This window comes from Marinomonas flavescens, from assembly GCF_004352835.1.
Classification (GTDB): domain Bacteria; phylum Pseudomonadota; class Gammaproteobacteria; order Pseudomonadales; family Marinomonadaceae; genus Marinomonas; species Marinomonas flavescens.
Window position 1 is genome coordinate 48,873 of sequence record NZ_SJSB01000011.1, and the last position, 14,406, is coordinate 63,278.

Sequence of the window (14,406 nt, forward strand, 5' to 3'; positions counted from 1 at the left end):
CTCTTTATTTCTCCTTTGTAGTGAAGTATCAATTATGAATACTAACGCCACTAATTCTGAGTCGAAAAAGACTCAGTTAGGCCGTCCTGCGCGCCTAAGCTTGGCAGATTGGATGCCAAAAATAGTACTAGCGCCAACCATGCTTATCGCCATCGTGTGTATTTATGGCTACATGATATGGACTGCTGTTTTGTCTTTCACAGGCTCGCGCATGCTGCCTTCGTATAAGTTCGTTGGCTGGGATCAATACGAGCGTTTATTTAATAATGACCGCTGGATGGTTGCGTTAACCAACCTAGGTATTTTCGGCAGTTTGTTCATTCTAATCTGCTTATTTCTTGGCATCATGTTGGCGATTTTCCTTGATCAAAAGATTCGTGCAGAAGGCGCACTTCGTACCATCTACCTTTACCCAATGGCGATTTCATTCATCGTGACTGGTACTGCTTGGAAGTGGCTACTTAACCCGACCAACGGCATTCAAAAACTCATGATAGACATGGGCTTTGAGAACTTTAAATTTGATTGGTTAACCGACCCTCATAGAGTTGTTTACTGCTTAGTCATTGCCGCGGTATGGCAGGCTTCTGGTTTTGTGATGGCGCTTTTCCTTGCCGGTCTTCGCGGTGTGGATGGGGATTTAATAAAAGCGGCGCATCTAGACGGTGCCAGTACCTTTACCACCTATCGTCGTATCATTTTGCCGTCACTGAAACCGGTATTTTTCAGTGCTTTGGTGATCCTGTCGCATATTGCGATCAAGAGTTTTGATTTAGTTCAGGCTCTGACAAATGGTGGACCGGGCTACTCCTCTGACTTACCGGCTAACTTCATGTACACCTACACCTTTACTCGCAGTCAAATTGGCATGGGCTCCGCCTCTGCGATGGTCATGTTAGGTTGTATCTTGGCGATCTTAGTTCCTTATTTGTACTCTGAATTACGAGGTGGACGAAATGAAAAATAACGCAATCGCTCGTAAAACATCGGGTGTTGAGAAAGTCTTACGCCTTGCTTTGTATGCGGTCCTGTTGATCATGGCCTTTTTCTACTTGATGCCATTGGTGATCATGCTGATTACCTCCCTGAAAGACGCGGAAGAAGTCCGAAACGGCACCCTACTTTCATTACCAAGTTACTTGCATTTTGATTCTTGGACGAAAGCATGGTCAGGCGCTTGTACTGGCAGTACTTGTACGGGGATTTCCCCTTATTTTATCAACTCGTTCAAAATCGTTATTCCAGCGGTTGCGATCTCAACCTTACTAGGCGCGATCAACGGCTATGTTATCTCGTTATGGAAATTTCGTGGCAGCGACCTATTTTTTGCCGCTTTATTATTAGGCTGCTTCATTCCTTTTCAAGTCGTATTACTGCCAATGGCACAAACCTTGGGTTGGTTAGGCATCGCGAGCTCCACGACAGGCTTAGTATTCGTTCACGTCGTGTACGGTGTGGCGTTTACGACGCTCTTCTTTCGGAACTTCTACCAGTCTATTCCTGGAGAACTTGTGAAAGCCGCTCGCCTTGATGGTGCAGGATTCTTCACTATTTTCTATCGCATTATTTTGCCGGTTTCTACACCGATTATTGTCGTCACGGTTATCTGGCAATTTACGCAAATCTGGAACGACTTCCTCTTTGGCGTCGCCTTCTCCGGCTTTGACTCTCAACCAGTCACTGTCGCGCTAAATAATTTAGTCAACACCAGTTTTGGCGGTAAAGAATATAACGTCGATATGGCGGCCGCGATCATCGCAGCACTACCCACCATTATCGTGTACGTGTTTGCAGGTAAATATTTTGTTCGCGGTTTAACCGCAGGTGCCGTCAAAGGTTAAGAACGACGCTCGTGCCTATATATTTTTCATTGCGCGAGCGACTCAGATAGAATTTGGAGCAATAACATGGCAAGTCTAACGATAGATAACGTAAAAAAAAGCTACGGCAAAACAGAAATACTAAAAGGCATTAATATCTCAATCGAAACAGGTGAATTCCTGATTTTGGTAGGCCCCTCAGGCTGTGGTAAATCCACATTAATGAACTCCATTGCCGGACTAGAAGACATCACTGAAGGCCGTATTTTAATCGCTGACAAAGACGTCACTTACACCAGCCCGAAAGACCGCGATATCGCCATGGTCTTTCAGTCTTACGCCTTGTACCCAAACATGACGGTAGAGCAAAATATCTCGTTTGGTTTGGAAATGCGTAAAGTGCCCAAAGCAGAACGGGACGTAGAAATACAGCGTGTTGCCGAGTTACTACAAATTAGCCATTTATTGGATCGTAAACCGGCCCAACTTTCTGGTGGTCAACGCCAACGTGTGGCCATGGGACGAGCTTTAGCACGCCGTCCACAGCTTTACTTGTTTGATGAGCCGCTGTCTAACCTAGACGCGAAATTACGTGTTGAAATGCGTACTGAAATCAAAAAACTACATAAAAAACTTGGTACAACAATCGTTTACGTTACCCATGATCAAATAGAAGCGATGACATTAGCTGACCGCATTGCGGTGATGAAAGACGGTGAAGTTCAACAGCTTGGCACGCCTCAAGAAATCTATGACAATCCAGCGAACTTATTCGTTGCTGGTTTCATGGGATCTCCGGCAATGAACTTTATTCCCGCGAAAGTCATCGATCAAAACGGCACACCCGTGTTAGAACTCGAAGCAAACACCACAACAGCCATTCCGTTCCCAAGACCTGAGTCTTTAAAGAATCATATCGGCAAAACCGTATTGCTAGGACTTCGCCCAGAGATGATTACCGAACCTCAGCCTCATAAAGAGGGACAAGCATTTGTCACCACCACTGGGGTTGAGGTCGAAGTAACAGAGCCAATGGGCGCTGATACTATGATCCTAACGCGTATCAATGGTGCCGAGATCAATTGTCGTTCGAATCCAAGCTATTTAGCCGAGCCAGGCTCAGTAATCAACATGATGTTTGATACTTCAAAAGCGGTTGTATTCGACCCAAAAACAGGTGAACGATTAGACTTCTAAAACCTATTTTGATAGTACGTTTGTCATACTTTTTGCCAACCTTCGGGTTGGCTTTTTTACGCCATGTCATCGCGGGCTACCTTTACAACTTTGTGTATCGAACTCCTTCTCTTTTTAAGTTACATTCCCGCTTATATTCAAAGTTCATGACTCAATAAGAACACGATAAAACGATGATCTTATGCGAACATCACCACGATTTTAAAGGAACCAAGGCATGACACGACGCCCTCGCGTTATAACCCAGCTCATCATTTTAGGCCTGCTTATCCTTGTTACTGGGTGTGCTATGGTAGAGCCAAGGCAGCCAGATTGGCAGACAGGAAAGGAATATCACCTTACCATTTTGCACACCAATGATAATCATGGTCATTTCTGGAAAAATAGCGATGGCGAGTACGGTATGGCGGCTCGTAAAACCCTAGTCGACAATATACGAGAAGAAGTCGCTTTGAATGATGGTCACACCCTATTGCTCTCTGGCGGAGACGTTAATACCGGCGTTCCTGAATCTGACATACAACACGCTGAACCAGACTTTAAAGGCATGAGCTTACTGGGTTACAACGCGATGGCGGTGGGTAGTCATGAATTTGATAACCCCTTATCAGTGCTTAGAAAACAACAAGAATGGGCAGGTTTTCCTTTTCTATCAGCAAACATTTTTGATAAAGAAACAGGAAAACGATTATTTGATGCTTATAAGATCTTTCAAGAAGGAGACTTGAAAGTTGCTGTCGTCGGCTTTACCACCGGCGACACCATAAAACTGGGTAATCCAGAGTACCTTAAAAACATCGAGATTCGCTCACCTATTGAGGTCGCAAAACAACTGATCCCCGAATTACGCAAACAAGCAGATATCGTAATTGCCATTACTCATATGGGCCACTATAACAATGGTCAACATGGTAAAAATGCCCCCGGTGACGTGACCTTAGCCCGAACAGTACCAGGCATAGATGTGATTATTGGCGGGCATTCTCAAGACCCCTTATTTAAACCCGACGTACAAAATGGCACCTTGATTCTACAAGCGCATGAATGGGGTAAATACTTGGGTCGTCTTGATTTAGTCTATAAAAACGGCGTGATCACTTCGTCACATTACAAACTGATCCCTGTTAACCTACAGAACAAAGAAACGTCCAACGACAGCAAAACTAAACGTGCGCTTCTCGATGATAAAATCGACGAAGACCCTGCGATGTTAAAGCTGCTCGCGCCCTATGAAGAAAAGGGCAAGAAAGAACTCATACAGCACTAATTTTCACAGAGCGACACCACTATTCCTTTGTTTATCCGCTGGCTAGGTTGTATAAAAAATGGCACTTAATACTAGGTGCCATTTTTATTAAGCGCGATTAACGAAAAAGAGAGTTACGGCTTATGGGAATATATTAACGTCCACGTAAGTGGTTTTGGGAGTTTTTCTGACTCCAGTTTTGCGGTGTATTCTAATGTGTTGGCGTCTATCATTTTCCACGTGTTGGTGCGTTTTCCACGCTCAGATTCTAGAACCACTTCAACTTTTTTTGCTGTTTGATGAATGGTCGAAAAAATCTTACGATCGTCATCGCCCTTGGTTTCATAGCGATTCGCGCCCAAAGGAATCGTTTCTGCCGTTTCTTTATCACATTGCCATTGCCATTGTTTGGCTTGTGTCGATAGCTGCCATTCATGACAAATTTTCGTTTCTTTCTTCAAGATTGGACGAGCCACCATGCGAACAAAAAAATTCATTTCTTTGGCCACACTGTCTACCGCAGCATCCAACTTGGCTTGTGTGCTATCTGCGTCTTGCAAATACCATTTCCCATCAATCTGAGAAGCGAACGTACCTGAACTCAACGCCATTAACAGCGCGCCGGTTATTATTAATTTCTTCACCTGTACCGCCTTATTTTTATTGTTAGGTAAGCAAAAGATAATGACAGAGAAGGCACATATTGTGAGGCGCAAAAACGCGCACAATAACTAACATTAATCGCCAAACAGACTTTATAGTAGAGACATGTCTATCAGTAGATTTATTAAATTCAGATTCAAAAACAAAGAAAAGCCCAGTAATAATGCGGTAGAACACATTAAAACTGGGCTTCTGTATCCCATCTAAGTGGGCGAATAAACACTATAATGTTTGTCTAAAAACGTTATCGACTAATTATCAGCAAGTGCTTTCTTTTGTAACTCAATGATTTCAGCAATGCCTTTACGAGCCACAGCCAACATGCCAACCATGTGCTCATCGCTGAATGCTTCGCCTTCCGCCGTTCCTTGAATCTCGATGAAACCGCCTTTGTCATTCATGATCACGTTCATGTCTGTTTCAGCATTAGAGTCTTCAGGGTAATCCAAATCCAACACAGGTACGCCTTTATAAACACCCACAGAAATCGCGGCGATTTGTGACACGATTGGGTTTTCTTTGATCCTCTTTTTGTTCAGAAGAACTTGCATGGCATCCGCTAACGCAACAAAGCCACCGCTAATAGACGCCGTACGAGTGCCGCCATCCGCTTGGATAACATCACAGTCGATCGTGATGGTGTTGTCGCCCAGTTTTTTAAGGTCAACCGCAGCGCGCAAAGAGCGACCGATCAAACGCTGAATCTCAACCGTACGGCCGTTTTGCTTACCACGAGCGGCTTCACGATCCACACGACTGTGTGTAGAGCGTGGCAGCATGCCGTATTCAGCTGTAATCCAACCTTGGCCCTTACCTTTCAAGAAACGCGGCACGCCATTGACCACGGTAGCAGTACAAATAACCTTAGTGTCACCGCACTCGATCAATACCGACCCTTCTGCATGTTTGGTAAAGTTGCGTGTAATTTTAAGGGGACGTAATTGATCTGCTTCTCTTCCGCTCGGGCGCATAGTTGTCTCTCTATTAATGGAACTATTCTAAAGCGGCAATTATAACGAACCTCCACAAAATTGCGCCCCTTCCCTATGAAACTCTTACTCATCAGGTACACTATTCGTTCGGCCTTTGGGCTCTCTTTATTAATATGCTATCTAACTTTGGGTATTTAACATGACTGCAAGCATGACCGCCTTCTCTCGCCAAGAAGCTGTATACGATTGGGGCACCATCAGCTGGGAAATTCGCTCAGTAAACCAACGCTACCTAGAGCCACATTTCCGTCTACCTGAAAGTTTCCGCGAGCTTGAATTTGCTTTTCGTGATGTGCTGCGCAAAAAGCTTAACCGTGGCAAATTAGAGTGCCAACTGCGCTTTCAAGCCGTCGATAAAGCCGCCTCCAGCCTCAATATTAATGCTAACAATGCTCAAGCATTGGCGACCGCTATCAATGAATTAGGTACTTGGTTTAAAGACCTAAACCCAGCCAATCCACTCGATATCTTACAATGGCCAGGCATTTTAAATAACGAAGGCAGTGACTTCGATATGATGAAAAAAGCCGTTGCTGAACTTTTTCAGCAAGGCGTAGAAGAGCTTATCCAAGTACGTTTACGTGAAGGCGAACAACTGAAAGGCATCATAGAGCAACGCCTAGACGCCATCGACCAAATCGTCGTGGACGTTCAAGCCAAATTGCCTGAGATTATTGCCGCGCAAAAGCAAAACTTGATCGACAAGCTAGAAGCCGCCAAAGCGGACCTTGACCCAATGCGCGTCGAAGCAGAAATCGTCATGCTGGCACAAAAAGCCGACGTAGCAGAAGAACTTGATCGCCTCGCCACACACACCAAAGAAGTACGCCATCAACTGCAACAAAAAGGCCCCATCGGCCGTCGCCTCGACTTCTTAATGCAAGAGCTCAACCGCGAAGCCAATACCCTTTCATCAAAATCCATCGTCGTTGAAACAACACAAAGCGCCGTGGAACTGAAGGTTTTGATTGAACAAATGAGAGAACAGATCCAAAACATCGAATAATGCTAATAACTATATTTTATAGTAAGTTTTAACTTTAAAATCAATATCTTAACTTAATATTTAGCTCATGCCTGTATTCTACAAACCACCACTAACCACTATCGCATGGTGGTTATATTGGTGGTTGTGATAGAAATTAATAAAAGCATAATTAGTGAGTAGCATCTACTGATCTCATGCACTACATACGGGTGGGCTATGGCTAAATTAATAGTTAAAAAAGTAGAAACGCTGATCAAAGCGGGTGGTGAGGGTTTGTACCTTGTTATCCCTGCTTCAGGCACTGCAAGCTGAATGCTTCACTTCACATCAAATAGCAAACGACGTGAAATGACGCTGGGGAAAGCACAAGATCAATATCATATCTAGTGAGGAAAACTAAGATTAATTACTTCATTTTCTCTAGCTCGACTAAAGCATGTTCTGCGATATTCCATGGTAAACGCCTACCATTAGACTGCATCTGCTTGTAGGCAGTTCGTGCTTGTTCGGTGTTGATTTTCTGATGAACCACCAGCTGAGTTACTAACCAAATTGTTCCATTGACGATGGCTGCTTCTTTTTCGGCTGCTTTCCTAAGTGCCATATCACCCGTAAGTAAAGGGCAACTCTCCTGCTTCGCTAGCGCTAATGAAAAACAATCGTTACGACTCGCTTTTCTGTACTTAGCAGTCAGTTCCATGGCATACACCATTGAGGCGGGTAAAATCTCTTTTAACTCTAGACCTAGTGCAAGCAAATGAGAATGTGCCTCTTCCAGCTCTTCTACATACAGAATATCTGGCGTTGCAAATTGGTATGGCAAACTAAAAACCGCTTCAAGTAAGCCACCCTCTTCCATATCGATCAAGATATTGGCATCACTAATTAATAACTGCATTTAAAGCCTCCAACTTTCGTTCTTTATGAAAGCTAGATACAGACATGCCAAGTAATTCTGCGGCTTTAGATTCTCCAATGTATTCTTCACCTAACGCGCGATATACCAACTGCTGATACAAAAACGTCGACTCATGTGGATACTCTTCTCCAGGCTCTTGGGTTCGCCAACCATTTTTACTGAACAACATAAACAAGCTTTTCTGCGTTGCCGACGTAATAACTCCACACTGACCAGCTCGATATAGCGAAGCTAACATGCTAATTCCATATTCATGCTTCAACATCAGTAGTTCACGCGGCTCAATGTTTCGACGCTTTTCACCCAAGTGCTCTATGAGAGTTTGTGCTGGCAACAAAAAAGCACCTGCAAAGGCATTGCACACTTTTTCTTCATCTAGCTCTTCAGGTAAGCGGCCATGTACCACTAAATGCCCGAGTTCGTGTGCTAGCGTAAACCGCTGTCGATCGCCACTCTGGCTCGTTGAGATTACAACAACTGGCGTGTTATCGATTTTCCCAGCTAAACCATCAAATTTTTTATCCGTTTCGACATCTGTAGTGATTATCATGATGCCTTTAGACTCCATGGTATCGATCATGGAGTGAATAGGGTTTAGACCGAGGTCCCAAGCGCGACGCATCTGAACAGCTAACTCTTCGGCTTGCTCTAGACTAGCGATTTGCACAGGAAGATCATCCGGTAACACGAATCCAGGGATAGGCTTAACTGAATCAGGGTAGAATTCTAACAACTCTTGCCAACGCTCTGCTTGATCAAGCACATCACCATTTATACGATCTAGTATTTTCTGCTTTGTATTGGCACGCTTGCGATACTCCACGCCTGATATTTCAACCTTCGTAGGGCGAAAGAAATACTCAGTGCGAACTGATAGTGCCTTAGCAAGCTTGAGTAAATTGGTTGACGAAGGCATAGCAGTGCCATGTTCGTATTTTTTTATTGAGTTTGCTGATAGATCGATTTCATCAGCTAAAGCCTTCATTGATAATCCAGCAGCCTTACGAGCTCGTTCTAGACGTTTTGCAAACATGTTGTCCTCTCTACAAATAATCGATAGGTTTATAAAATGTTTAAAAACTTATAAACTATAAACCTCATCATTACATGTTCCAGGTTATTTTTCTATTCTATTCCTTCAATTTTACTCATCATCCAATCTTCAATTTCGCTTTCCAACCAAGCCTTGCGCTTACCCATCACAGTTACATTCTTAGGAAAGTCACCTGCTTTAATCAAGTTATAAATACTGCTACGGCACAGTGTTGTTTTGTCCATTACTTGTTGTAGTTTTAAGAATCTCATTGGGTAATCCTTGTTATGCTGTTTCTGTCATAACAAGGGCAGCCGTGTTATTTTTTACCTCTATCCTTCCTACCCGGCTGATTTCTCAGTCTTATTAACAATGCAGATCTAAAGCGGCAAAAAGTATGGTGGTGGGGTGCGCTTGAGGCAATATCAGAATTACTGAAAAAAGGTAGCGTCTGTTGCTCTCACAACTATCTAATCATTTAGCGTAGCGGTATGCTTCGCAAGTGCGTATCTATGGCTTCAATCATCGACTTGGTAAGCGGTAAATGCGCTTTTTCTTTCTGCCATATCTCATGAAAGCCAGCCACTGTTTGCTTGGCGGTATCCAACACCAACTTTTCTGGCAACATGGCTTTAGCTGCTAGGTGTGATAACTCATCCAGCGTGAAGTCACTGAATTTTTTACTCCGGCTCACCTTCAGCGATGCACTATCATCGTGTATATAAGGAATGGTCGAGACAAAGTCATAAGCGGGCGCAATGGATGCGGTGCGCTTGTCTTTGTAAATTACAGACCAATTTTTCAAATGCATATCAGCATTTCCAATTAGGGTATTGAACACCAACCTGCGAGTAAATTCTGCGATGTCTTCGTCTTGGCCTTCGATGCCGATAACCTGAGCAATATTGCGCATACTGGCTTTTTTATATTTATCTTGAGGATAGACGCCAAAAACTTGCGCAAAATCTTCAATGTGTACGGCTTGATCACCTGCACGGTCAAAGCGCTTGATCACAAAGGCCTGAGCGTTTTTAAATGAGTCACCAAACTTTCCAACCCCTTGTGGGATATTAGCTATCTGGTTAATGGGGAGTAGTTGAGTCTCTGGCACATTCATTCCCAACATTCGAGCCAGCTCCATCATCGAATATTCATTTTCTGGCACAGCGTCAAATCGAGACGACGGCAATTTCACAATCCAAGAGCCGCCTTTACCTGTCGCAGGAATCGTCAAACCGCCGTTTGCCTGTTGCACGGCTGAAAATTTCAACTGCACACCCGCCAATGAAAAGCGCATTGGGGCATCAATTTTCGTATCATCTTCAATATCTTGATGCACATTAGGCGGCAGCGCTTCACCATCGGCCGGTTCAACCGTGATCGCGCCTGCTAAATCCTGCCCTAATACCCACAATAGAAAAAATTCCCGCGCTGGATTCACTCCGGCACGCTCTGCCAGGTAATTACGCATCGTTTCTTCTGGCAAAAGGTTAGAGAAAAACGGAGTTAACTTGGTTTGGGTCGGTTTAAAGTTAGTCAGCAAGCCACCCAGTGCATCTTTAAAGCCAAGTCCTAACACTGGCCGTGATTCGTCATGAATGTACGAATCCATAAAAGCAAAAAGCGTTCTGTCATTGCCCACGTTAGTGATCGTTGCGATGGGTTCGCCATAGAGCAAAACGTTTAACGTAGAGACATGATTAGTCATCGTCGTCTTCCTCTAACTGATATGCAGGCGACATTTGCTCAGCTTCATCGTTGATGCTGTTATTGCTAAGACCGTTATTATGAGTACCTTGGCTATTTCGAATGATCGACTTAATGGCAGGAACAGACTTTTTAGGAGCAACAAATAACTCTAGGTCGAGTACACGGGCAAGCGCTATCAAACTGGACATTCTTAAATCAACGCCACCAGACTCGATTTTAGATATATGGCTTTGAGGCACACCCGAACGAGCGCTCAGCTCTCTCTGGCTAAACCCCTTACGTACCCGAGCTTCTCGAAGACCTTGTAATATCTGCTCTGTTACATAGCTCACTTCAATATACCTTAATGAATCATTTGATGAATAATATATATAAAAACATATCAGCTGACAGCAAAGAACACAAGAATGATTAGTTATTGCATATCATAAATCAAGTTTTGATATGTAATAATAGATAAATTATTAGACACGCACTAATTTACTGTGGGCAAATTGGACAATGGGGCAGTAATTAGAATAGCTCTATTAAAATTGATACTATGATATCCATTTTAGGTTAGACGAGTTTTCTGCTAACCCATCACGATCACATAGAACAAGCGAAAAATGGCCAAGCTATGTTGACGAAAATCGTGCTCGGTAGAACCTTTCAAAGCTGCTATTTTTTAAACCCTAACAGCTGAGTGTAAACGGCACTGTTTTTCCGTACTCATAGCCAAGAAGCCCCACTAAGATTTAGTAAAATCCATACTCAACAAGCCGGTATCCACAAAGAAGAAAGAGAGCTATTGAGGGACTGCTTTATACTCGACTAGAATGAAATCACGCTTTTCTGCACGTAACAGTACGAGGTTCAAATTGAGTGCTCGCCTGAGCGTTTTACTGAATGGGTAAATCGGCGGCCAGAGGTTTACACAAAGAGACTCTATGAGTAACAATCTGTAGACCGATGCTATAGCTTACTGTGAATGATACAACCATGATGTATAAAGCCAGCTCTTCTCGATTTTAGATTTTTCTATTCTAGAAACGCCAGTTTCACAACAATTCCGTCATTTCGAGTAATTAAAAGCACTTTCTCTTTCATCTATCGGTTAAAATAAACACTAATTCGATCAATCACTAAGTTATGGATAATGATTAATGGACTGTGTTACTCGCCCAAATTCACTGATTTACGCATTGATTGCTTTTTGCTGTTGGCTTTTCCCTGTAGCAGCCTCTGCAGTGGTTCCCACACAGAATATTCAGAGTGATTTTACCAAGCTAGAACAGTTTCAAGTGGGCTATTTTGTCGACAAAACAGAAAAAATGTCATTGTCTGATATTGAAAAACAGCATTTTACAACATCCTCTAATGCCATAACATTAGGTGTTACTTCCAAAACAACCTGGGTAAAAATAAAGCTTAAAAACACCAGTATTACGCCGATTAAAGTCTTCCTGCATGATCCATATGCCTATCATAACCACCTACTTGAACTCTATGAAGTTGTCGATGGGAAGCTCACAAGAAAACGTGTACTGGATATGAACCGGAAGGAAATACAACAGTGGATGTTTCACGGTACTTCTATCTTTGACATCGAATTACCGCCCCAGCAGGACAAAACATTGTTCATTAAGAACCTTGCCTTCTCATCCCAATGGTTCAGTTTCAATTTATATAATGCTAATCAATCAAAACGAGCACTAATAGGTCAACACTCTGATATTTCTTTAATTATTGGGATGTTGCTGGCGCTTATTATTTATAACTTTCTGCTATTTTTCTCATCACGCTTAAAAGAGCACCTTTTTTATGCGTGTTATCTCATTTTTGGTGGTTGCTGGGTCGCGTTCTCGAATGGTTTATTGGCAGGTTGGTTTAATATATTCGGGGTTCACGCTCTAGACTGGAACCTATCATTAGGCGCGATGCCAATTTGTTTACTGCTGTTTATGGCTAATATTTTTGAAACCAAAAAGAAATATCCTATTGAGCATTGGGCGTTATTAGCCACTATTCTCATGTTAGTCGTCAGTACTTTCTATAGCTTATTTGATGTTATTACAGCGCTAAAATACTCAAGTACAATCGCGGCAATCATGATGGTCGTCAGCCTCTCAGTTGCGCTCTCAATGGTTATTCGTAAGCACCCGATATCCCTCTTATTTCTTACTGGGCATGTGTTTTTCGTTGCCTTTAGTACTTTAGAAGTGTTTTTCTATAAGGGTAAAGTCGAGTTTAATTACCTGAACACCCACGGTGTCGCTATTGGTATTATTCTAGAAGCCATTATGCTTTCACTCATTATTGCTTACCGTGTTCGCTCCTTAGAAAAACTCAAAGCGACTCAAGCTGAGCTGCAATTACTGGCCTCGACGGATCCATTAACCCAGCTTCTGAATCGCCGCTCTCTTGGCCTAGAAGCTAGCAAACTGCTAAGCCAAGATAAGCAAACACAATTCCCTCTTTCTGTTGCTATTCTCGACATCGACTTATTTAAAAATATCAATGACACCTACGGACACACTTTAGGTGACCAGGTCATTGTTCAGGTAGCTAATGTTCTTAGAGATCAATGCCGACGCCAGGACATTATCGCCCGTTACGGTGGGGAAGAGTTTGTTATTCTTATGCCAAAAACAGAACTAGAACACGCCCATTCATTAGCAGAACGGATTCGTCAAACATTTGAAAAAGTCAGCATTCAGAATGACCAACATCAGACGATCAATGTCACTCTTAGTGTCGGTATCTCAGAAGTAGACCCTAAAACAGCTGATCTACAAGCTGCGATTGATCGCGCTGACAAAGCCCTATACGAAGCTAAACATAGCGGACGAAACCTGTCTCTACTGTATGCTGGGTAGGTAACGGACAGATTTAGCGCACATAATATAAGATGTTGAACGTATTCTTATGTTACTCAATGATGCATGGATCTATATCATTATTCTCGGTGTCTCTAAGCTAAAATCTGTGCACTAATTACCCCAGCGCTCCACTCGATATTGCCTTGGAGATTTACCAAGGGACTTTTTAAAAAAAGTAATAAACGCACTAACCGATTCATAACCCAATTCTTCAGAAATCGTTTGCACAGGGGTGTTGATAGCCAATTTTTGCAAGGCTAAAACAATGTGTAAATGACCTCGCCATTGGCCAAAGGTAAGCTGGACATGACGCTTAACCATGCGTGCTAATGTGCGTTCGCTCATTGCAAAATCGCCGGCCCATTCACTTAACGTACGCTTTTCACTGGGATTGGCCAGTAACGCTAAGGCAAGGCGATTGAGAATCGGGTCATCTGGGATAGGGAAGTCAAATTCTTCTTTTTCTAGTGCCGCAAGTTGGTCAAGAAAAACCGTGGCCAAACGATCTGTTGCAGAACCCGCTTCGTAGTCTAATGCCAGCGTCGCTAAATGCATGGCCAACTCTCGTAATAGCGGCGTTACAGTGAGAGTACAAACGGTGTCCGGCATGACGAGAGCCGATTGGTCAACAAGCAACATACAAACATCCGCATGCGGTGATATTTGATTTCGATGCACCACCATGCTGGGAATCCATATTGCACAGCGAGGCGGAACAAGCCACATTTTGTCATTAATAAAGCTCGTCACGACACCAGTTAGAGGCAGTACTAGCTGCCCTTTTTGATGTTGATGCCATGGCGTCTCTTCAGCATGAGGAAGCGACTCAGAACGCAGAGCAAGTACTGGTTGCGGATAGTTATCTGAAAAATTCAGATCAGTCGTGAACTGGGAAGCAATATTGTCTGTATTTAGCAATTTATTGTCCAAGTAGCTTAATTCAGCACATAGATTAGCGCATATAATAGCCCATCGAC

Annotated in this window: 14 protein-coding genes; 6 read left to right on the forward strand and 8 right to left on the reverse strand. The window is 43.2% G+C overall.

Annotation, left to right across the window (positions count from 1 at the left end; translation table 11 throughout):
• The first annotated feature begins 34 nt into the window (after nt 1-34).
• The 4 genes from E0D70_RS12130 to E0D70_RS12145 all read left to right on the forward strand — a co-directional run bounded on the left by E0D70_RS12130 (nt 35) and on the right by E0D70_RS12145 (nt 4,284).
• Nucleotides 35-967 carry a carbohydrate ABC transporter permease gene (locus E0D70_RS12130; protein ID WP_133012560.1) on the forward strand — a complete coding sequence of 311 codons (933 nt, stop codon included), beginning with the start codon at nt 35-37 and terminating at the stop codon, nt 965-967.
• Nucleotides 957-1,841, forward strand: a complete 885-nt coding sequence (locus tag E0D70_RS12135) for a carbohydrate ABC transporter permease (protein WP_133012561.1) — start codon at nt 957-959, stop codon at nt 1,839-1,841. The genes E0D70_RS12130 and E0D70_RS12135 overlap by 11 nt, the downstream gene beginning before the upstream one ends.
• Before the next feature lie 66 nt (nt 1,842-1,907).
• Nucleotides 1,908-3,017, forward strand: a complete 1,110-nt coding sequence (locus E0D70_RS12140) for an ABC transporter ATP-binding protein (RefSeq protein WP_133012562.1) — start codon at nt 1,908-1,910, stop codon at nt 3,015-3,017.
• 217 nt (nt 3,018-3,234) lie between these two features.
• On the forward strand, nt 3,235-4,284 hold the full coding sequence (locus E0D70_RS12145) for a metallophosphoesterase (RefSeq protein ID WP_133012563.1): 1,050 nt from the start codon (nt 3,235-3,237) through the stop codon (nt 4,282-4,284).
• Nucleotides 4,285-4,397: 113 nt separating this feature from the next.
• Here the strand turns inward: E0D70_RS12145 and E0D70_RS12150 are convergent, their stop codons facing one another.
• A complete protein-coding gene (locus E0D70_RS12150) occupies nt 4,398-4,907 on the reverse strand; it encodes a hypothetical protein (protein WP_133012564.1) in 510 nt (169 codons plus the stop codon).
• Nucleotides 4,908-5,177: 270 nt separating this feature from the next.
• Nucleotides 5,178-5,897, reverse strand: a complete 720-nt coding sequence (rph, locus tag E0D70_RS12155) for a ribonuclease PH (RefSeq protein WP_133012565.1) — start codon at nt 5,895-5,897, stop codon at nt 5,178-5,180.
• A gap of 160 nt (nt 5,898-6,057) precedes the next feature.
• Here rph and E0D70_RS12160 point away from each other — a divergent pair, with 160 nt between their 5' ends.
• Nucleotides 6,058-6,924, forward strand: coding sequence for a YicC/YloC family endoribonuclease (locus tag E0D70_RS12160; protein WP_133012566.1), 867 nt, complete (start codon nt 6,058-6,060; stop codon nt 6,922-6,924).
• Between the two features lie 388 nt (nt 6,925-7,312).
• On the opposite strand, the gene E0D70_RS12165 is transcribed toward E0D70_RS12160, so the two are convergent.
• The 5 genes from E0D70_RS12165 to E0D70_RS12185 all read right to left on the reverse strand — a co-directional run bounded on the left by E0D70_RS12165 (nt 7,313) and on the right by E0D70_RS12185 (nt 10,900).
• The gene (locus tag E0D70_RS12165) at nt 7,313-7,804 is read right to left on the reverse strand and encodes a PIN domain-containing protein (protein WP_133012567.1); all 492 of its coding nucleotides are present in this window, start codon (nt 7,802-7,804) and stop codon (nt 7,313-7,315) included.
• Nucleotides 7,788-8,858 carry a helix-turn-helix domain-containing protein gene (locus E0D70_RS12170; protein ID WP_133012568.1) on the reverse strand — a complete coding sequence of 357 codons (1,071 nt, stop codon included), beginning with the start codon at nt 8,856-8,858 and terminating at the stop codon, nt 7,788-7,790. The genes E0D70_RS12165 and E0D70_RS12170 overlap by 17 nt, the downstream gene beginning before the upstream one ends.
• 92 nt (nt 8,859-8,950) lie before the next feature.
• The gene (locus E0D70_RS12175; RefSeq protein ID WP_133012569.1) at nt 8,951-9,130 is read right to left on the reverse strand and encodes an AlpA family phage regulatory protein; all 180 of its coding nucleotides are present in this window, start codon (nt 9,128-9,130) and stop codon (nt 8,951-8,953) included.
• A gap of 206 nt (nt 9,131-9,336) precedes the next feature.
• Nucleotides 9,337-10,566 (reverse strand): type II toxin-antitoxin system HipA family toxin, encoded by a 1,230-nt coding sequence (locus tag E0D70_RS12180; RefSeq protein WP_133012570.1) that lies wholly within the window; start codon nt 10,564-10,566, stop codon nt 9,337-9,339.
• Nucleotides 10,559-10,900: a helix-turn-helix domain-containing protein gene (locus tag E0D70_RS12185; RefSeq protein WP_133012571.1), complete on the reverse strand. Its 342-nt coding sequence runs from the start codon at nt 10,898-10,900 to the stop codon at nt 10,559-10,561. Before E0D70_RS12185 ends, E0D70_RS12180 begins: the two co-directional genes overlap by 8 nt.
• An 813-nt stretch (nt 10,901-11,713) precedes the next feature.
• Here E0D70_RS12185 and E0D70_RS12190 point away from each other — a divergent pair.
• A complete protein-coding gene (locus tag E0D70_RS12190) occupies nt 11,714-13,426 on the forward strand; it encodes a sensor domain-containing diguanylate cyclase (protein WP_133012572.1) in 1,713 nt (570 codons plus the stop codon).
• Between the two features lie 114 nt (nt 13,427-13,540).
• Here E0D70_RS12190 and E0D70_RS12195 read toward each other — a convergent pair whose 3' ends face one another.
• Nucleotides 13,541-14,347: an AraC family transcriptional regulator gene (locus E0D70_RS12195; protein ID WP_240537101.1), complete on the reverse strand. Its 807-nt coding sequence runs from the start codon at nt 14,345-14,347 to the stop codon at nt 13,541-13,543.
• Between the last annotated feature and the right edge of the window lie 59 nt (nt 14,348-14,406).

Bases quoted from the DNA above. Each gene is read 5' to 3' on its own strand.
- E0D70_RS12130 (WP_133012560.1), top strand. From the start codon at position 35: ATGAATACTAACGCCACTAATTCTGAGTCGAAAAAGACTCAGTTAGGC.
- E0D70_RS12135 (WP_133012561.1), top strand. From the start codon at position 957: ATGAAAAATAACGCAATCGCTCGTAAAACATCGGGTGTTGAGAAAGTC.
- E0D70_RS12140 (WP_133012562.1), top strand. From the start codon at position 1,908: ATGGCAAGTCTAACGATAGATAACGTAAAAAAAAGCTACGGCAAAACA.
- E0D70_RS12145 (WP_133012563.1), top strand. From the start codon at position 3,235: ATGACACGACGCCCTCGCGTTATAACCCAGCTCATCATTTTAGGCCTG.
- rph (WP_133012565.1), bottom strand. From the start codon at position 5,897: ATGCGCCCGAGCGGAAGAGAAGCAGATCAATTACGTCCCCTTAAAATT.
- E0D70_RS12160 (WP_133012566.1), top strand. From the start codon at position 6,058: ATGACTGCAAGCATGACCGCCTTCTCTCGCCAAGAAGCTGTATACGAT.
- E0D70_RS12165 (WP_133012567.1), bottom strand. From the start codon at position 7,804: ATGCAGTTATTAATTAGTGATGCCAATATCTTGATCGATATGGAAGAG.
- E0D70_RS12170 (WP_133012568.1), bottom strand. From the start codon at position 8,858: ATGTTTGCAAAACGTCTAGAACGAGCTCGTAAGGCTGCTGGATTATCA.
- E0D70_RS12175 (WP_133012569.1), bottom strand. From the start codon at position 9,130: ATGAGATTCTTAAAACTACAACAAGTAATGGACAAAACAACACTGTGC.
- E0D70_RS12180 (WP_133012570.1), bottom strand. From the start codon at position 10,566: ATGACTAATCATGTCTCTACGTTAAACGTTTTGCTCTATGGCGAACCC.
- E0D70_RS12190 (WP_133012572.1), top strand. From the start codon at position 11,714: ATGGACTGTGTTACTCGCCCAAATTCACTGATTTACGCATTGATTGCT.